19 protein-coding genes and 1 CRISPR repeat array are annotated in these 19,602 nt (G+C 32.5%); of the genes, 17 read left to right on the top strand and 2 right to left on the bottom strand.

Going from position 1 to position 19,602, the window contains the following annotated elements; genetic code table 11:
• Positions 1–30: 30 nt before the first annotated feature.
• The 10 genes from ACWJKP_RS14605 (at position 31) to ACWJKP_RS14560 (ending at position 14,179) form a co-directional block, all read left to right on the top strand.
• A complete protein-coding gene (locus ACWJKP_RS14605; RefSeq protein WP_462961270.1) occupies positions 31–1,182 on the top strand; it encodes an ABC-2 family transporter permease in 1,152 nt (383 codons plus the stop codon).
• A 645-nt stretch (positions 1,183–1,827) separates the two neighbouring features.
• Complete coding sequence (cas3, locus tag ACWJKP_RS14600) at positions 1,828–4,251, top strand: CRISPR-associated helicase Cas3' (protein WP_462961269.1); 2,424 nt, start codon at positions 1,828–1,830, stop codon at positions 4,249–4,251.
• A 14-nt stretch (positions 4,252–4,265) separates the two neighbouring features.
• Positions 4,266–5,003 (top strand): type I-C CRISPR-associated protein Cas5c, encoded by a 738-nt coding sequence (cas5c, locus tag ACWJKP_RS14595; RefSeq protein WP_462961268.1) that lies wholly within the window; start codon positions 4,266–4,268, stop codon positions 5,001–5,003.
• The gene (gene cas8c / locus ACWJKP_RS14590) at positions 4,978–6,888 is read left to right on the top strand and encodes a type I-C CRISPR-associated protein Cas8c/Csd1 (RefSeq protein ID WP_462961267.1); all 1,911 of its coding nucleotides are present in this window, start codon (positions 4,978–4,980) and stop codon (positions 6,886–6,888) included. Before cas5c ends, cas8c begins: the two co-directional genes overlap by 26 nt.
• A gap of 1 nt (position 6,889) precedes the next feature.
• On the top strand, positions 6,890–7,753 hold the full coding sequence (gene cas7c / locus ACWJKP_RS14585) for a type I-C CRISPR-associated protein Cas7/Csd2 (protein WP_165414142.1): 864 nt from the start codon (positions 6,890–6,892) through the stop codon (positions 7,751–7,753).
• Complete coding sequence (cas4, locus tag ACWJKP_RS14580) at positions 7,743–8,408, top strand: CRISPR-associated protein Cas4 (RefSeq protein ID WP_165414141.1); 666 nt, start codon at positions 7,743–7,745, stop codon at positions 8,406–8,408. The genes cas7c and cas4 overlap by 11 nt, the downstream gene beginning before the upstream one ends.
• Positions 8,405–9,436: a type I-C CRISPR-associated endonuclease Cas1c gene (gene cas1c, locus ACWJKP_RS14575; protein ID WP_165414140.1), complete on the top strand. Its 1,032-nt coding sequence runs from the start codon at positions 8,405–8,407 to the stop codon at positions 9,434–9,436. The genes cas4 and cas1c overlap by 4 nt, the downstream gene beginning before the upstream one ends.
• Before the next feature lie 8 nt (positions 9,437–9,444).
• Entirely contained in the window at positions 9,445–9,735 is a 291-nt protein-coding gene (gene cas2, locus ACWJKP_RS14570; RefSeq protein WP_165414139.1) for a CRISPR-associated endonuclease Cas2, read from the top strand.
• A 167-nt stretch (positions 9,736–9,902) separates the two neighbouring features.
• A CRISPR array of direct repeats spans positions 9,903–12,071; the repeat unit is 32 nt; unit sequence GTCGCTCCCTATATGGGAGTGTGGATTGAAAT.
• Positions 12,072–12,285: 214 nt separating this feature from the next.
• Positions 12,286–12,504, top strand: a complete 219-nt coding sequence (locus ACWJKP_RS14565) for a Panacea domain-containing protein (protein WP_462961266.1) — start codon at positions 12,286–12,288, stop codon at positions 12,502–12,504.
• A 217-nt stretch (positions 12,505–12,721) separates the two neighbouring features.
• Positions 12,722–14,179 (top strand): hypothetical protein, encoded by a 1,458-nt coding sequence (locus ACWJKP_RS14560; protein ID WP_462961265.1) that lies wholly within the window; start codon positions 12,722–12,724, stop codon positions 14,177–14,179.
• Here ACWJKP_RS14560 and ACWJKP_RS14555 read toward each other — a convergent pair.
• Positions 14,165–14,821, bottom strand: a complete 657-nt coding sequence (locus ACWJKP_RS14555; protein ID WP_462961264.1) for a hypothetical protein — start codon at positions 14,819–14,821, stop codon at positions 14,165–14,167. The two genes, ACWJKP_RS14560 and ACWJKP_RS14555, sit on opposite strands and share 15 nt — an antisense overlap.
• A 179-nt stretch (positions 14,822–15,000) precedes the next feature.
• Between ACWJKP_RS14555 and ACWJKP_RS14550 the strand changes: the two genes are divergently transcribed.
• The 5 genes from ACWJKP_RS14550 (at position 15,001) to ACWJKP_RS14530 (ending at position 17,546) form a co-directional block, all read left to right on the top strand.
• Positions 15,001–15,252, top strand: coding sequence for a hypothetical protein (locus ACWJKP_RS14550; RefSeq protein ID WP_462961263.1), 252 nt, complete (start codon positions 15,001–15,003; stop codon positions 15,250–15,252).
• Positions 15,253–15,334: 82 nt separating this feature from the next.
• Complete coding sequence (locus ACWJKP_RS14545) at positions 15,335–16,351, top strand: DnaD domain-containing protein (protein WP_165414134.1); 1,017 nt, start codon at positions 15,335–15,337, stop codon at positions 16,349–16,351.
• A gap of 58 nt (positions 16,352–16,409) precedes the next feature.
• Positions 16,410–16,943: a sigma-70 family RNA polymerase sigma factor gene (locus tag ACWJKP_RS14540; protein ID WP_462961262.1), complete on the top strand. Its 534-nt coding sequence runs from the start codon at positions 16,410–16,412 to the stop codon at positions 16,941–16,943.
• Positions 16,944–17,024: 81 nt separating this feature from the next.
• Positions 17,025–17,249, top strand: a complete 225-nt coding sequence (locus tag ACWJKP_RS14535; RefSeq protein ID WP_462961261.1) for a DUF1659 domain-containing protein — start codon at positions 17,025–17,027, stop codon at positions 17,247–17,249.
• A gap of 60 nt (positions 17,250–17,309) precedes the next feature.
• Complete coding sequence (locus ACWJKP_RS14530; RefSeq protein WP_165414702.1) at positions 17,310–17,546, top strand: DUF2922 domain-containing protein; 237 nt, start codon at positions 17,310–17,312, stop codon at positions 17,544–17,546.
• Positions 17,547–17,627: 81 nt separating this feature from the next.
• On the opposite strand, the gene ACWJKP_RS14525 is transcribed toward ACWJKP_RS14530, so the two are convergent.
• On the bottom strand, positions 17,628–17,843 hold the full coding sequence (locus ACWJKP_RS14525) for an Rrf2 family transcriptional regulator (RefSeq protein ID WP_462961685.1): 216 nt from the start codon (positions 17,841–17,843) through the stop codon (positions 17,628–17,630).
• Between the two features lie 19 nt (positions 17,844–17,862).
• Here ACWJKP_RS14525 and ACWJKP_RS14520 point away from each other — a divergent pair, with 19 nt between their 5' ends.
• Positions 17,863–18,381 (top strand): AAA family ATPase, encoded by a 519-nt coding sequence (locus tag ACWJKP_RS14520; protein WP_462961684.1) that lies wholly within the window; start codon positions 17,863–17,865, stop codon positions 18,379–18,381.
• A gap of 333 nt (positions 18,382–18,714) precedes the next feature.
• Entirely contained in the window at positions 18,715–19,344 is a 630-nt protein-coding gene (locus ACWJKP_RS14515) for a CatB-related O-acetyltransferase (protein WP_462961260.1), read from the top strand.
• Positions 19,345–19,602 lie beyond the last annotated feature (258 nt).

Below are 19,602 nucleotides of genomic sequence, written 5' to 3'. Positions count from 1 at the left end.
TTTAAATATTAGGATAGGTGGTTAAATTAAATGAAAGAAATTATAAGAGTTGAAAGAAAAAGAATATTAAGTCTAAGAAATTTCCTTATAATCTCTGCGGTTATTTTAATATTTTCTATGTTTAGTAGTTTAGGATCTTTGAATAATTACAATGTATATGATTCATCAGGAAACATTGTAATATCTAGTAAAGACAATTTAAAAGAATCAAAACTAGATAAACACAAGACACTATTGGATGAAAAGGCTATAAAAGATGTTGTAGAGAGAAAAGATAAAAGTAAGTATTTATATAATTCAAATTTAGTGACATTAGTTGCTTCAAACTATGAAAAAAAGATAGAAGAGCTTACAGATGATGATATAAGTAATTTTTACAAACAAAGATTATCAAATGTAAAAGTAAATTTAGGTGGAACTGCTATGGTAGATGATATAGACAAATTAGCATCTAAGGGTGAAGAACTTAATACACCCATGCAACTAGGATATGCTGAAGGTTGGAAAAACCTAAATAATGATATGATAGACTTTGTGACAATTATCATATTTATTGTACCATTTATCATTTTACCTGTATTTGGAGAAGATCCAAAAACAAGGATGAAACAATTATATACTGCAACTAAACATGGTAAAAAAACTTTAGTTAAATCTAGAATCATAGCAGGATTTGAAGTAAGTTCAATAATTTATGGTGTGGCTATATTGATATTTTCACTTTCAAAGTTATCAATCCTTGGATTTAAGGGAGCAAATTTACCTATTCAAAATAGTGTTAATTATTTATTTTTCCCCTATAATATAACTTATTTACAGCAGTATTTATTAAATGTAACAATAGGGTTTATGGCAATTATAGTAATGGTGTCTATAACACTTTTATTTACAGTGATAGCGGAGCAGATTCTATCATCAGCAGTATTTGTAATATTCCTTTTAGCTATAATGACTAGTTTACCTAATAACAATTTTATTTTAAATCATTTTTTTAAGAACTTCTTACCGTACAATATGACTAATTTTAATAGTTATTATATTCACCCTGAGATTTATAATATATCAGGTGAAATTATTCCTACTTATGTATTAGTTATTTTAGTATCATTTATAGTTTTTACAATATTAACTACTTGTACAGTGGTTATATCAAATATAAAACTAGCAAGCAAGTTAAAATAATATATAAAATTTTATAAGTAAGATAAGTAGGATACTGAGAAATGTATTAAAATCAATGTGTTTAATTAACTTTGGTGCAAATCTGCATGAAAACACAGCTTGACAGAGATTGATTTTAGCGGGTATTATTAAAACTTAAATAGATATTGTAAAATTTTAGTTTTTTAACATGAGAAAGCTACACTCCTAATTATTATTGGGATGTGTAGCTTTTTTACATTTGTGATTACAATATTGTTTATGGAGTTAGATTAAATTATCACCTGCGGAGCTGCTCATATTCTTAGATGATGCATAGCTTCGCAGAAGATAAATTAACGACTTCAAAAGGCGATTTATATCCCACTGTATTTATGTGATACAAGAAAGTGAAAATCCTGCAACAACTGTGGATGAGGAATATAATAAGTTTGCAAGCAATTATTTATGGGTAGGTTATAAAAATAAGGGCTTGGAGTATCTTATTATTTTAAATGGTTACTCACATTTACTTTTGAGAAGAGCTTAATATTTTAATAAAGGGAATACAATAGAATATTGTTTAAAATAATGGGAAAATCCAACAATAAAGTGTATAATATAGTAAATATCGTAACCAGTGTTAAATTTATGATAAAACATGTCAATTAACAAAGGAGTAACTATATGTTATGTGCTCACATTAATCCAACAACTTTAAAGGAACAAAGTGTTATGGAACACTTACACAATGTTTCTAAGATGGCTATGGAGTATGGTGCGAAAATCTCACTTGAAGCTACAGGAGAATTAATTGGTATTCTTCATGATATGGGAAAGGAAACAAATGAATTTAATGATTATATACATTGGGGTTCGTTGAACCCTAATGATAAATCACGTAGGGGGACGATAAATCACTCCACAGCAGGTGCAAAGTTTATTTATGATAATTTCTATAATACAACTGACCAGTACCAAAAATTCACAGCACAGATTATTTCATTGGCTATTTGTTCTCATCATGGTGGACTTATAGATTGTTTAGACTTGAAGGGCATTGATATATTTACTAATAAGATGGAAACGGATAAAGATATTTCGTATGATGAGGCGCTATGTAATTTTAAGTCGGAATATTCGGAAATTGAACATATTAAAGATCTGTTCAATAAATCAAAAGAAGAAATAAGAGTTATTTTTACTAACATTAACAAGATAGATGGATATGCTAAATTTGGACATTTCTCAGCTGGAATGCTTCAAAAATACCTTTTTAGTTGCGTTATTGATGCAGATAGATACGATACATATACTTTTATGGAAGGAAAGGATGAGAAGCAGAGTATTGATAAATCAGCTTTATGGAAGGAACTTGCGGATAAACTAGAAACTAAACTAGAAAGCTATCCCAAATCAACTAGAATAGATTTATTGCGAGAAGAAGTCTCCATAACATGTAAAAATTTTGCTGAAAATAAACCAGGAATATATCAACTTGCAGTGCCAACAGGAGGAGGAAAAACCCTTTCCAGTTTGCGATATGCGTTAGGACATGCAAATAAATTTGATAAAGATAGAATTTTTTATATTATCCCTTTTACTACAATTATTGATCAAAACGCTAAGGATATAAAAGATATTTTGTGCCGTGATGATATAATTCTAGAACATCATTCTAATCTTGTTGTTGATAACCAGCAGGAGGATTATAAACTTTTAACGGAGAGATGGGATAGTCCTATTGTTCTTACTACAATGGTGCAGTTCCTTGATACTTTATTTAGTGGAGGAACACAAGGCGTTCGGCGAATGCATAACCTTGCAAATTCAATTATAATATTTGATGAAATTCAGGCAATTCCTATTAAGTGTATTAATATGTTTAATAGTGCAATTAATTTTCTGTCAAATATCTGCAATGTGACAATTATACTTTGTACAGCTACACAACCACTCTTATCAAAAACAAAAATGCCTTTAATGCTGAGTGGAAATGCTAATATAATTACGGATATACATGAGAAATTCAAACAATTTAAACGTGTGAATTTAGTTGATAAAAGGATTGTTGGAGGGTACAGTGTATCTACACTAAAGGATTTTATTTTGGAAATTATGAAAAAATTAGATAGCGTATTGGTTATGGACAAGCTACCTAGTGTATTAGCAATTTTTAATACTAAGAATGTTGCAAAAGATGTTTTTAATGAGTTGAAAAAAGCAAATGCTGATTTACCTAAAGAAAAACAGTATTTAATTTTTCACTTAAGTACTAATATGTGTCCTTCTCATAGAATGAAAATTCTAGAAGAGATGAGAGAGAAATTGGGACATCAGAGGGTAATTTGTATCAGTACTCAGTTAATAGAAGCTGGTGTTAATATTTCCTTTGGGTGCGTGGTGAGGTCTCTTGCTGGACTTGATAGTATCGCTCAAGCCGCAGGTAGATGTAACCGTCATGGAGAGAGCCTTTGCAGTGATGTTTATATAGTTAATGCTCAGGAAGAAAATGTTAGTAAATTGGTAGATATTAAAGAGGGACAGGAATGTACAAAGAGAGTTCTTGATGAATTTAAAGAAAATCCAAATATATTTGATAATGATCTGCTTTCGCCAAAAACTATGGAAATGTATTATAAATACTATTACCATAGTAGAAGTGAAGAGATGGACTATGCATTATCTAAGCTAGCTAACGGTAAATCAATGTATGATTTATTATCAGCAAATAATGAGGCTGGGATAGCATTTAATAGCAGAAATGGTTGTAAATCAAAATTAATGTTAAAGCAAGGATTTAAAACTGCAGGAAATAATTTTCAAGTAATTGATCAGAATACAACAAGTGTAATTGTTCAGTATGGAGAGGGTGAGGAACTTATAACTCTTATAAATGGTCAATGTAATTTAAGTGAATTAAAGCAGTATCTAAAGAAAGCACAGCAGTTTTCAGTAAATTTATTTGAAACGGATAAAAGAAAATTGGAACAAATGAATGGTATTGTTGCATTAAAGGATGGTGCAGTGCTCGCTCTTAGAAAAGAATTTTATACAGAAGATGGAGGGGTCACGCTTGAAGAGGCACCAATGGAATTTTGTAATTATTGAGGAGTGTGAGGTAATTGGAGAGAAAAAATATTGTTGAATTCAAAGTTAGTGGGAGATATGCACTTTTTAGCGATCCTATAAATAGGATTGGAGGAGAAAAGTTCTCATATCAAGTACCAACTTATCAAGCTCTTAAGGGAATACTCGAAAGTGTATACTGGAAGCCAACAATAATATGGATAATTGATGAAGTTAGGGTTATGAATTTGATTAAAACACAATCACAGGGAATACGACCCGTTAATTTCAGTGGAGGAAATACACTATCTATTTATACTTATTTAGTTAATGTTGAATATCAAGTAAGGGCCCATTTTGAATGGAATTATAATCGTCCAAATCTAGCGCAAGATAGAAATGAGCATAAGCATTATTTAATTGCTAAAAGAATGATTAAATGTGGTGGTAGACGAGATGTTTTCCTAGGAACTAGAGAGTGCCAAGCTTATGTTGAACCATGTAAATTTGGAGAGGATGAGGGTGCATATGATAACTACGGATCACTTTCATTTGGACTAATGTTTCATGGATTTGATTATCCTGATGAAAGTGGAGAAGACAAGCTAACAGCTAGGCTTTGGACGCCAGTAATGAATGATGGCTATATTAAATTTCGAAAACCTGATGAATGCACCATAAGACGTGAGCTTTCATCAATGAACCCAAAGGTATTTGATGAAAATAATTTCAGTGGTCTTAAGGAATTTGAAAAGGAGGGAGAGATTATTGAGTTGGATTCAGAAACTTTATGATACTTATGAGAACAGCATGAGTGAAGTAGGTGTTCAAGGTACAGATGAGAGGCGAATAACACTTCTTCCTATTGCTCATTCAACCCAAAATGCACAGATAGAGATTGTTATTAATGGAAATGGAGAATTTCGAAGGGCAAGGGTGCTGGAAAAAGACGAGGTGGTTACAATTATTCCTGTAACTGAAGATTCAGCCACTCGGAGTAATGGGGTAGTACCACACCCACTTTGTGATAAATTACAATATGTTGCAGGGGATTATGTGAATTATGTAGATAAGAAAAATGCCGAAAAATTCTATAATGAGTACATAAAGCAACTTGGGGGTTGGTGCAATTCGCCCGACTGCAATAAAAAAGTTAATGCAATTTTATGTTACTTAAAAAAGAAAATGCTTATTTCAGATTTAGTAGGGCAGAAGATATTGGTATGTGATGAGAATGGCCCCCTTACTAAGGGAGTGAAAATTGGAACAATTGACCAAAGTGATGCTTTTATAAGATTTAAGGTGGAGATTTATGGTGAAGATGAATCGTCTGTATGGCTTGATCCAAAGGTATACGAAAGCTATATTAACTATTATTTAAGTCTTCAAGAAAAGATAGACTTGTGTTATGTAAGTGGGAAAGACATTCCGTGTTCAGAAAAACACCCTGCAAAGGTTAGGCACACAGGAGATAAGGCAAAATTGATTTCGGCAAATGATACTAGTGGGTTTACTTATCGGGGACGGTTTGCAGACAAAAAACAAGTTGTGAGTATTGGTTATGAAACAACACAAAAGGCACATAATGCATTACGTTGGCTTATTGAAAAGCAAGGATATAAAAATGGTGATCAGGTGGTAATTGCTTGGGGCACTAATAATCAAGATATTCCTGACCCTCTGTGCGATACCCAAGATAGTATGTTCGGAAAAGAAGAACCAGCTGCGATTTCGACTGAAAAGGAATTTGCAGGGAGGTTGAGTAGTGCTATTGCAGGTTACGGGTGTGACTTAGATACAAAGGCTGAAATTGTGATAATGGGACTAGATGCCGCAACAATAGGACGATTATCCATAACTTATTACCGAGAATTTGATGGTATGGATTTTCTAAATAGGATTGAGCATTGGCATAAGACTTGCATTTGGAAACATACGTATAAAAAAGTTAAAGATGGGTTTGACGAGAAAGGGAAACCAAAACTCAAACACATTACTTTCATAGGCGCCCCTTCCCCTAAAGACATAACCTTAGCATCTTATGGGGAAAAAGTGAATGACAAATTGAAAAAGTCAACAGTAGAGCGATTATTACCATGTATTATTGATGGTGCTAGGTTACCATATGATATTGTGAATTCAACAGTAAATAGGGCTTCGAATCCGGTAGCAATGGAAAAATGGGAATGGGAAAAAGCATTAACAATAGCTTGTGCACTAGTGAGAAAAGATAGATATGATAAAGTTAAGAAGGAGGAATGGTCAATGGCACTTGATGAAAATCAAAAGGATAGGAGTTATATTTTTGGAAGACTAATAGCTATAGCACAACAAATTGAAGAATATGCGTTATATACAGCAGGTGAGAAAAGAGATACTAATGCAGAAAGATTAATGCATCAATTTAAAATTCATCCTTATAAAACATGGGGTATTATTACGGATAAGCTTAAGCCATATATGGCAAGATTAGGGTTAAAGGGTACAAGTCTAACTGAACTAATGACAAAGGTTAATTCTATGATGCCTTACGAGGAGTTTACAAGCCAAAAGAAATTAGATGACAGCTATATTTTAGGATATTATTGTCAAAGACAAGTTTTTATTGATGAGAAAAATAAAAGAATAGAAGAAAGTGCAAAAAAGAAATTACAAAAAACAAACGAAGGGGAGAATTAATATGAGTAATTTTGTGAGTAAAATTGATTTCGCAGTTATTGTTTCTGCTAAAAATGCAAATCCAAATGGAGATCCGTTAAATGGAAATAGACCTAGGGAAAATTACGATGGGTTTGGAGAAATTTCTGATGTTTGCATCAAAAGAAAAATTCGTAACCGCATGCAGGATATGGGGGAAGCGATATTTGTTCAATCTGATGAGAGACGAGTGGATGGTTTTAGAAGTTTAAAGGATAGAGCTGAGGGATGTGCAGAGCTTAAAAAATCAAGCAAAGATAAGGAAAACTATGCAAAAATAGCTTGTGAAAAATGGATCGATGTTAGAAGTTTCGGACAAGTATTTGCATTTAAGAAAGGAAAGGATGATGATGCTGCTGTTTCAATAGGTATAAGAGGACCAGTTTCAATCCACTGCGCAGTAAGTATCTCTCCAATTGAAATATCAAGTATGCAAATAACAAAAAGTGTTAATGGAGAAACGGAAAAGGATCCTGACAAGAAAAGTTCGGATACAATGGGTATGAAGCATAGGGTTGAGTTTGGAGTTTATGTGATTTATGGAAGTATTAATACACAACTAGCAACAAAGACAGGTTTTAGCGAAGAGGATAGTGATCTTATTAAAAAAGCATTAATTACACTTTTTGAGAATGATTGTTCTTCTGCTCGACCTGATGGCAGTATGGAGGTTTGTAAGTTGTATTGGTGGAAACATAATGCACAGATGGGACAATATTCGTCTGCAAAGGTACACAGAAGCTTGAAGGTTGTACCATTAGTTGATATTCCTAAAAGTATTGATGATTACGATATTTCTAATGAAACATTAGACAGACTAACCCCTGAAATATATGATGGAATATAAAGAAGAAGATTTTTTGTTGTTGTCAGGAATGCAACATTTTGCATTTTGCAAGCGTCAGTGGTCATTAATACACATTGAACAGCAATGGCAAGAAAACCTTCGCACAATTGAGGGCGAAATCCTCCATGAGAAAACACATGATGAAACCATAAAAGAAAAACGTGGTGATTTAATTATTTCACGGGGCATGGCAATATTCTCACGTACACTAGGAATAACTGGGGCTTGTGATGTTGTTGAACTACATAAATCTTCCGGTGGGGTAAATATATTTGGTAGGGATGGAACTTATAAGCCAATTCCTGTTGAGTATAAACGGGGTAAACCCAAAGAAGATGAATCAGATGTTCTGCAATTATGTGCACAGGCTATGTGTCTTGAGGAAATGTTATTGTGTAAAATTCCCGAAGCATTTTTATTCTATTGGGAAACAAAACGCAGGCTAAAGATTATACTTGACGATGAATTAAGGGAGCATGTAAGGATAATTGCTAAAGAAATGCATGAATTGTATGACAAGAGATATACACCTAAAGTAAAGATATCTAAAAGGTGCAAAGCATGTTCACTTGCTGAGGTTTGTATGCCGAAATTATGTAAAAACCTCTCCGTTATTGATTATATTAAAAAAAATCTTATGGAGGTGGAGGAATGAGAAAATTACTAAATACACTCTATGTTACTTCTCCAAATACTTATTTATCACTTGATGGAGAAAATATTGTTATTTTAAAAGAAAACATAGAAATCTCAAGAATTCCATTACATAATCTTGAAGGTATTGTTGCTTTTGGTTATACAGGCGCTAGCCCGGCATTAATGGGTGCATGTGCAAAACGTAATATTGCATTAAGTTTTATGAAACAAAGTGGTCGATTTCTTGCAAGGGTAGTTGGTGAGGTAAGGGGTAATGTTACTTTAAGAAAGGCTCAATATAGGATTTCGGATAACACAGATGAGAGCAATAAAATTGCTAAAAATTTCATTATAGGAAAAATATATAATGCACGTTGGGTGATTGAACGCGCAACTCGCGACTATGCAATACGACTTGATGTTGATAAGTTAAAAGGGGTTTCTAAAGTTCTTGTGAATTCTATAAAATTAGTCCAGCAAAGTCATGATCTAGAACAACTTCGAGGGTATGAAGGTGAAGCGGCATCACAATATTTTAGCGTATTTGACGATTTAATTCTTCAACAAAAAGAATCTTTTTATTTTCATTGTCGAAATAAGCGGCCCCCTCTTGATAATGTTAACGCAATGCTATCATTTGTATATACACTCTTAGCACATGATGTTGCAGCAGCACTAGAAACAGTTGGACTTGATCCTTATGTGGGATTTTTGCATCGTGATAGACCTGGGAGAGTTTCACTTGCTCTTGATATGATGGAGGAGTTACGGTCGGTTTATGCAGATCGATTTGTTATTTCGTTGATTAATAAAAGAGAAGTGAATGCAAAGGGTTTTACCAAAAAGGAAAATGGCGCAGTCATTATGGACGATGATACAAGAAAAACCGTTTTGAAGGCTTGGCAGGGTAAGAAGCAAGAAAAAATTACACATCCATTTTTACAAGAAAAATTAGAATGGGGCCTTGTACCTTATGCACAGGCAATGTTATTGGCAAGGTTTATTCGTGGCGATTTGGATGGATATCCAACCTTTATGTGGAAGTAGGTGATAAAATGTTAGTATTAATAACCTATGATGTAAATACACAAACGCCACTTGGTAGGAAACGTCTGCGCCAGGTTGCAAAGCAATGTGTGAATTATGGTCAGCGTGTTCAAAATTCAGTGTTTGAGTGTGTACTAGATGCAGCTAAATGCCGCGAGGTTCAACATAAGCTTGAGCAGATTATTAATAAGGATACAGATAGTTTGCGGTTTTATTATTTAGGGAACAATTATAAAAGTAAGGTTGAGCATATAGGTGCAAAGGAATCCTTTGACGTTGAGGGTACACTTATAATTTAGTGCGGATATTTAGCAAACATAAAATGCTGGAGCTTTCGCACCGTGAATATAATAGAAATCTCTTATAAAAAATAAAATATTTGATGGGAGCTGGTTGCTTGGGTATTAAAAATGTAAAATTCACTTATAAACTCAATGAAATTAACAGTTTTTAGGTGAATTTTGCTGTCGCTCCCTATATGGGAGTGTGGATTGAAATTTTGGGCAGCATGAATGGCAAATATATTTTTCATCGTCGCTCCCTATATGGGAGTGTGGATTGAAATTATTCTCAGCTTATAGACAAAATCATGTATAATGGTCGCTCCCTATATGGGAGTGTGGATTGAAATAATATATATAAATGGTAAATGCCAAGCAACAACGTCGCTCCCTATATGGGAGTGTGGATTGAAATATAGCACTATATTCGGAATTGCTTTTTCAGGTTCAGGTCGCTCCCTATATGGGAGTGTGGATTGAAATCTCCTGGAACAACCATTACTGGTAGTATGCTTGTGTCGCTCCCTATATGGGAGTGTGGATTGAAATCTCTGTTGCTAATCTCCAAGCTTTATAAACTTCCTGTCGCTCCCTATATGGGAGTGTGGATTGAAATAGACCTTTGTTTACCTCATTGTTAAATTTACTATGTCGCTCCCTATATGGGAGTGTGGATTGAAATTTGCTAAATTCCAATTGTGTCATTTTTAAGTCTTGTCGCTCCCTATATGGGAGTGTGGATTGAAATCCAAATTTTATGATGAAAAGAAACACACACATATGTCGCTCCCTATATGGGAGTGTGGATTGAAATAAGCCAGGATGAAGTCGACAATTTTTTAAGCGTAGGTCGCTCCCTATATGGGAGTGTGGATTGAAATCTACAGAAATACAGCAGCTAAAGAATATGTACAAGGTCGCTCCCTATATGGGAGTGTGGATTGAAATAATAATATAGTAAAAGAGACAGTAAGCTTAATAGCGTCGCTCCCTATATGGGAGTGTGGATTGAAATTTTATACGATTTACTAAGGTCGGATGGAAGCATAGGTCGCTCCCTATATGGGAGTGTGGATTGAAATATATTGTTTGGGATGTGTAGTCTGCATTATTTGGTCGCTCCCTATATGGGAGTGTGGATTGAAATTGAAGCTAAGTTCTGCGGTAGTTGTTGCATATGTGGTCGCTCCCTATATGGGAGTGTGGATTGAAATTACTGTAGATGTGACTAAAGTTGAAATAAGTGGTGGTCGCTCCCTATATGGGAGTGTGGATTGAAATATAAATCATTAGAGGATAAAATTGGATATGAGAAGTCGCTCCCTATATGGGAGTGTGGATTGAAATACATATGCCTTTAAAACTGCACTTAGTAAGACTTTGTCGCTCCCTATATGGGAGTGTGGATTGAAATACTTACACAAATAGTCACATCACCGACAGTTATTGTCGCTCCCTATATGGGAGTGTGGATTGAAATAGAGTTTGGTGGAGATTTATATACAACAATTGTTGTCGCTCCCTATATGGGAGTGTGGATTGAAATCAACATGGACTAAATCTAATCAGAGTGATATTCAGTCGCTCCCTATATGGGAGTGTGGATTGAAATCGTTGTTGGGTCTAATAGCACACCCATAGTAACTGTCGCTCCCTATATGGGAGTGTGGATTGAAATTAATCCAATCATTGCCACCTGCTGCAGGAGCGGAAGTCGCTCCCTATATGGGAGTGTGGATTGAAATAAACTCCAAAGACGGCAGGAATTGCAATTGCTAGTCGCTCCCTATATGGGAGTGTGGATTGAAATTTTGAGTTTCTCATACCACTTTCAACACCTTATATGTCGCTCCCTATATGGGAGTGTGGATTGAAATATATCTATTGTTAAGTTTAATTAAAGCTTTAAAAGTCGCTCCCTATATGGGAGTGTGGATTGAAATAAAAGAATTAAGAGCAATAAGAAAAGAAAGACGAGGTCGCTCCCTATATGGGAGTGTGGATTGAAATAATTTACTGCACGAATAGAAACATAAAGTATTGGAGTCGCTCCCTATATGGGAGTGTGGATTGAAATTCGATATAAATACAATAATCAAAATCATTTATATCGTCGCTCCCTATATGGGAGTGTGGATTGAAATCAATGACAGTGATACCATCATATAATAAAGGTTTACGTCGCTCCCTATATGGGAGTGTGGATTGAAATAAATATTTAAAATTGATATAAATAATAGTGATACTATTAATAGTCGCTCCCTATATGGGAGTGTGGATTGAAATAGAATTAAGGTTAGCAAAACCTACAGGGGATGTAGGGTCGCTCCCTATATGGGAGTGTGGATTGAAATACAGTACATCACTATGTGCTAAGATAGTTGTCGTAGAGAGAAATATAGTATACTATACAGTATAGACTTTACGAGAGAAGTCTCTTACTCTGAATCATTATTTAAAATTGAAATTGGATTATGAAAAAAGCAAGATTGGTACACAAATTATTTTGGGGATTTAACGGATTCCAGAAACAGCAAAAAAGATGTTACTATTAATTGTCTTTTGTGTATGCGTGAAGATATTACATCATTGGCTTTGCAAAAATTAGTATACTACGTTCAGGGGTTTTACTATGCTTTTACGAATCGTTTTATTTTTGAAGAAAACTGTGAAGCTTGGGTACATGGCCCTGTTTACAGAAATGTGTATTTTAAGTATAGGAAATATAGGTTCAATCCAATAGAATGCATTTGGGGGAGATGTGTATCAAAGGACAAGTTACGCTGAATATAGCTAAAAATCTACTAGAGATTATCCGTACTTACCACATCATTTTCCCGTTTTAGAAGGAATCATTGCATGAATTAAGAACAATTGGTTGATTTTACTTCAGAATAAAGGTGATATAAAACTTATGTAGAATATAATTACATAATATCAAATATTATGAATATATATGAGCCATTATGTACAATCTAAAAATATTTGAAGTGGGGGGACTAAAATGGGATATGAAGAATTGAAAGGAACCGTTGACGATTTATGTAGAGTTAATCAAGATAGTGACATTATAACATTTTATAAACGAGTATTTAAAGCTTCGAACCCTACCATTATTGAGTTAGTAGGAACTGCAGGGGCAGGGAAAACTACTTTTTGCCAGCAATTTGTAGATGAAGAAGGGAAAAAAGTGTTAAGTAAAACTATTTCGACTTCTGGGAATAGCACTATAATCCAGACAGATATAGTTATTCTTGAAGATACGAAGAGCAGGCTTTTTTTAAAAGCGAGAACTAAAAGTGACATAATTAGAGACTTAATTTTAGTCGCTTTAAATATAGATACGCAGTATCAATTTGATGTTAAAAAAAACATTGTAGATAGTGTTAATAAAGCAGGAATAAAGAAAAATAATGGGAAGGAAATTGTGATTAATATTGAGTTATTTCAGAATGTGTACAATCTATTTAGGACTACTAAGTTACTTGGAAAGTTTCAGGAAATAGCAAAAGATTTGCAATTGAATTTTATAAACGAGGGTAGCATTCAAGAGTATATAAACAATAACATAGAAAATGAGAATCTCACTAAACTTCTTGATGATATAATATATTCAAAATTAAAGATAAATAATTTTTACGGATACCGTCATGAAATTTCGCTGGATAAGGTGAATATTTTAGAGAAAACTATCATACCTGTAAAGATATTTGATAAATACAAGGAAGGATTGGAAGAATTTCATGAAATAGTATCATTTAGATTGATTTTTGAACAGGCAATATTGGTGTTAAAATGTGATGAAAAAGCTAAAAAGAATTTACCGGAAAAGTTTAAAAAAGGAGTTGTGTTTAGAGAATTACAGGGCCATAAAAAAACAGAGGAACAAAACGCAGCAACTAATCCTGAGGTGAATTGTAATATACTACTTATTCCGGCTGCTACTGCTGGAGAATTAGTTGATGATAAATTTGTAGAAGAGTTAAAAAATATTATTATATCAGAGCCAAAAGAAAGTATAGTGGTAATAACAAAGATTGATAAGGCAAGCTCATATGCGGAATATACACAAAACAATTATGAGGGTTTTATAGAGGGTTTAAAGGAACAATTTGTTACCACTCATAACAACTTAATTGGTAAATTAGAAAAAACTCAAGTGAGTTATGAAAGACATGTGTGTAAATTTGACAAAACAACAATGGTAAAAAAAATATTTTCATCTTTTGATAATGCATATTTATCAAAAATTACTAAAGATAAAAAAGGAAATTATGATGCTGAGCTTCATAAAATAGTATGTAAAAATAAAAGTAACCAAGAAATATCGGCAAATGATATAGAAGATATAATCATTTTAGAAAATTGGAATATTTTAGTTTCGGGCATTTTAGAAAGACAAAATAGAGTTATGCATGATATGGGTAGAAGAAAAAGCTATGACCAGTTAATACTGGCATAGCTTTTCTTCTTTTATTATTTTTCCACAGTTTAAATCTATTAGAATTATATAAAGATTGGCTCTTAAGGACTTCGGAGGATTACTAATGAAAAGGTCAAATTCATTTTTACTCCCAACGGCTATAGATATTTTTGTATCTGATGTAAGTTCAATAGAAGCTATTTGGCCATAAATATTATAAATTGTTTTGGAGGTAACAAAAGGTTTAATTTGAATAAACCATTTAGAATACTCCCAGTTAGTTATTTCAAGCATTAAATCAGCAGGACCGGTTATGGTTTTATTTAAACTCCACTCAAAATCACGAGTATATAGATCAGATAGAATAACTTGAAAAAATTTCTTTTCACTTTCTATGATTTGCATTCGTTTATTATCTGTAGAGATTTCCTCTGTATTATCATCTATGTGCCCAGCAGCTAACATTAATTCACTATATGTAACTCCATTGTAGGCACCACCAGCTAATTTATTAATTGTATCTGGGGCGGGAGGCGATTTTACTAGCTTTCGAAGTAGCCGTGAGATGTGAGCTGCACTTACATCAATTGTATTTGCATATTGATTAATTGAACGATCACCTTTAGCTTTTTCTAATAATATAGCAAATGTAACTAGATCAAAATTGCTGTAGTCAATCATATAATCACCTCTTTTTATGAATATTATACCATTTTCTATTGTTTGTAGTCAATAAAATATAGAGAATAAATATAATTACATTTAAAAGAGTATTGCGAATATTTAACAGATATGATATATTGTTTACAGATAATGTAATTAACTACAAACAATGTAATTAATTTAAGGGGGAAATATAGATGGGTTTAAATAAATTAGCATTGAGGCATTTAATGGATGAACGGTTTAATAGAAGTTATACAAAGCTTTCTAGGGCTATTGGTGTAGATGTAGCACATGTGTATCGAGTTCTGGTTAAGAATAACACTCCAGGGATTAAGTTTTTTAATGGGATAATGAAATGGTGTACAGATAACCAGTTAGATTATAGAGAATATATTTTTTTACCTGAACCATTAAATACAGTTAACAGTAAAGCAAAAGCACAGTAAACAAAAACAGGCGAAACTAAATGCTGAGAGTAGAAAATTAAGCTGCTCGTAATTGTAAAATTAAAATCATGGGGGAATAATAATGGCTAAATATAGACAGCTTTATACAGAATTTTGGAGTGATAGCTTTGTTCTTGAACTTACTTCGGAGGAAAAGTTTTTTTATTTATATCTTTTAACAAATACCAAAACAACGCAAAGCGGTATTTATGAGCTGTCCAAAAGGTTTATAGAGATAGAAACAGGGATTAACAAGGAAACCGTAGATAAATTAATTAAAAAATTCTGTGAGCACAATAAAATCTTATACTGTGAAGAGACAAAAGAGATTATGGTGTTAAATTGGATAAAATACAATGTTCCTAACAGCCCAAATTCTATAAAATGTGTGAATAAAGAGGTAATTAAAGTGAAAAATAAAAAATTTGTTAAAATTCTATTTGAAAAATGTGTGGGAGCTAAATTAGATGTAGAGAAAATTTTTGAGAGCCTTATTATAAATGAATCTTTTGATAGTGGTGTGGAAGTAGTTGAAATTCAAACTGATAAAATTTTTAGTAGGGGCTTACAAGGGGCTTGTAAGATGCTACCAAGCAATAGAATAAGAAGTAATAAAGAAGAAACAATAAATAAAAAGCAAGAAACAATAAATAAAGAAGAAGAAGTACAAGTAATAACTAAAAAAGAAGCATTAACCAAAAAACAAGAAATAAAATATGAAAACAATTCTTCGTCTGATTATGAGGGGTTAAAAAATATAATTAGAATATTTGAAGAAAATGTACATGCTATTAGCCCTTTAGAATACGAAAAAATACTGGGATTCACAAACAATGTAACTAATGAAGTTATCATTATGGCAATAGAAGAAGCTGTTAATTATAATGCAAAAACAATGAAGTATATAACTAAAATACTCAATAGCTGGATTAGTAATGGTTTAAAAACTGATTATGAGGTAAGAGCATATCAAATACAATGGGCTAATAAAAAAAATGGTTACCTAGGTAAAAAAGTGAAAAAGAGTGGATTCTGTGACTATGAGCAAAGGACGTATGATTTTGATGCCTTAGAAAAGCAGCTGCTAGGAATAGCTTAATAATTAGTTATTTTTGAATGTATTCTATATAAAAAATTGAAAAGGCGGTGCTTTTATCATGGAAAAATTAGTTGAAAAGGCTAAAAATAAAGAGAGTGGAGCAACAGAGGAGGTAATGGGAAAATTCAAATACCTTATATTTAAGGAAGCTTCGAGGTATCACATTCCAGGATACGAACTAGAAGATTTGGTCCAACATGGTTATCTTTCTGTTATAAAAGCTATAGCCATGTATAAGCTAGGCAGCAACAGCTTTAACGGCTATTGCATAAATTCTATAAAATTGAACTTTAAAGCCCTTCTAAAAGGACAGATAAAGCATTTTAGAGAAGTTCCAAACAATGAAATGCTAGATTTTGATACTGTAGGAAATTATGAATTCACCTTAGAGGATGAAGTAATAGCCTATGATGAAGTGAAAAAATTATACGTTGCTCTTGATAAACTTGAGCCCCTAGAGCGGGAAATACTAGAGAGATATTATATTTTGGACCAGTCTCTGGGAGAGATAGCCTGTGATAGTGATAAAAGCTATTATCAATTTGCAAGAATTAAGAAAAAAGCCTTAGAAAAACTCAAAACACTTATGTAGATTTATATAATTTAAAAGAACGCACAAAATTTCAGAGCAGCATATATATTCAGTGAAAACAAAATAAAGGGGGCAATCAATATGGCAGTTGTATCTACAAAAGTAGCAAGTGCGCTAAAACTCACTATGAAAGTAGGCGTGGACATCGACGGTAATGATAAATTTGCAACAAAGACACTAGGTAATTTAAAAGTTACTGCAGTGGATGAGGACATTTTTGCAATAGGAAAAGCTATATCTAACATTAAGACTTATCCATTATTTACACTAGACAGACAAGATCAATTCAGCTTAGTTCAGGAATAGGTTTTCAGTTTAGAACTTAGAGTTAAATTAAGTTAAATAATTAAAAGGAGGAAAAGACATATGCATAAATTAGTTATGAGATTTTTAACATCTATAGAAGGTAAATATTTCACTTTAAGCGTAGATGATATTAAAGCTGATGAAGAGGGAGTGCCAACTATAACAGACATTGAGGTAAATGCTCTTATGGATTTAGTTATTGCAAAGAACATTTTTGCATCAGCGAATGGTAGCTTAACTGGCAAGAAAGATGCTAAAGTAGTTACTACTGATACTAATGAAGTTGATGTAGCTTAGAGAAAAGTGTTAAATGCCGTATGGATAGCATAAAAATATGCAATCTATACGGCATTTTAATTACAGTAAAATCATTCTGAATTATTTAATTTTCTTATTGATATCACCTACAATATCAAGCATAGTAACCTTTCTTAGAACATTTTCCATTGCTTCTTGTGCACTGAACAAAGTGACTTCAATAACGGATTGAATGTTTGCACCTATGGGATAATTGGGATTTGGAGTTGGATGAATTTGAAACAAACCACCATCGTCCACTATCTCTACCGCTTTGTATACTTCTAATAAAGTTATCTATTCAATATGATTAGATATTAATGGACTGTCTTCTGGCGAAAAACAACTATTTTTAAGAGGATTATCTTTGAAATTCTTAGAGGTTAATAATTCAATCATATTAATAGATGAACCTGAAATATCGCTACATCCAGAGTGGCAGCAAAAAATAATAAAGGTTTATGAGAATATAGGAACTAACAATCAGTTAATAATTGCAACTCATTCCCCACATATAGTGGGAGATATTAAAGCAGAGCAGCTAAGAATATTGATTAAAGATAAAAATGGAGTATCTTTATTTGATAATGATAAAATAGATGAGACCTATGGTCATACTATTGAAAATATCTTAAAAACTACAATGAAATTAGAAAATGTGAGAAATGATGATATTTCAGCAAGGATTGAAAAAGTATTAGTTTTATTAGAAAAGGATTTATTTGAAACACCCGAATTTATTGAAGAGTTTGATTATCTAAGAAAGTATTTGGGAGATTTTGATAAGGATATAATGCTCATTAACTTAGAAAAATCAAGAAGGAAAAGAAGGTAGAAACCAATGTTAAGAGTTTATAAAAATACAGAACCAAATTTTCTTCTTAATGGGAATATTAAGAGTAAGATAAAGACTTTTATTAATGGGCTTTGCTAGTTTAGCGCGTCCACGCTAAAAAATAGTAATCTATGGTACATAATGGTATAATTGACTTGAAATTGTTGCGTGATAGTAGAAAAATACGGCATAAGTAGAAATATGTTCTTGAAGATAGAATACTAGAGCCTGAATTAAAAAATAAAGAATATTTAAGGAGTGATTCTATGAAGAAATGTATTGTAATAATGGGATAGTCAGAAAAGTAGCATAATACAAAGGAGAGGGTTAAACATGACTATTCCAAATTCAAACAAAGTATATCCAAGAAGTAATGATTACCAGACTATATATCTTAAAAGTGTAATTACAAGAGATAATATAGAAGTTGGAGATTATACAATATATAATGACTTTTATAATGAGCCAAGAGATTTTGAAAAAAATAATGTGTTATATCAGTATCCTATAAACAATGATAAATTAATAATTGGGAAGTTTTGTTCAATTGCATGTAAAGCAAAGTTTCTCATGACCAGTGGAAATCACACAATGAAATCACTATCTACTTATACATTTCCTATTTTCAAAGAAGAATGGGATGAAGCATTAAAACCAAAAGATGCTTGGGATAACAAAGGTGATATTGTAATTGGAAATGATGTATGGATAGGATATGACGCTATAATTATGTCAGGTGTGAAAATTGGTGATGGTGCAATTATTGGAACCAGAGCAGTAGTTACTAACGATGTTTCACCGTATACTATTGTTGGGGGCGTACCAGCAAAAGTTATAAAGAAAAGGTTTAGTGATAATGTAATTTTAAAGTTGCTGAAAATTAAGTGGTGGGATTGGTCATACGAAAAAATTCAAGCAAATATTAAGTACATTCAATCAGGAAATATTAATAAATTAGTTTAAGGTTTAGCGACGCATTGTTCATATAATCCGAATGAAGCAGATGAAAAAATAATAGATGAAGCAATAGAAGAATCAAAAGAAAATAGCCATTATTTAAGTGAATTAAAAAGACTTACAGAAAATATGGAAGAACATGCATTAAAAGCATAAGCTCAGCTAATTAAATATATATGGAACTAGTAAAGAACTGGCGCAATTTAGCTGGTTCTTTTTGATTTTTTGATGAATAGGTACCTGATCATTGGGAATAGTTACTAA

It is taken from the genome of Clostridium sp. CM037 (assembly GCF_055081095.1).
This window is presented reverse-complemented; position numbering and strand designations above follow the sequence as displayed.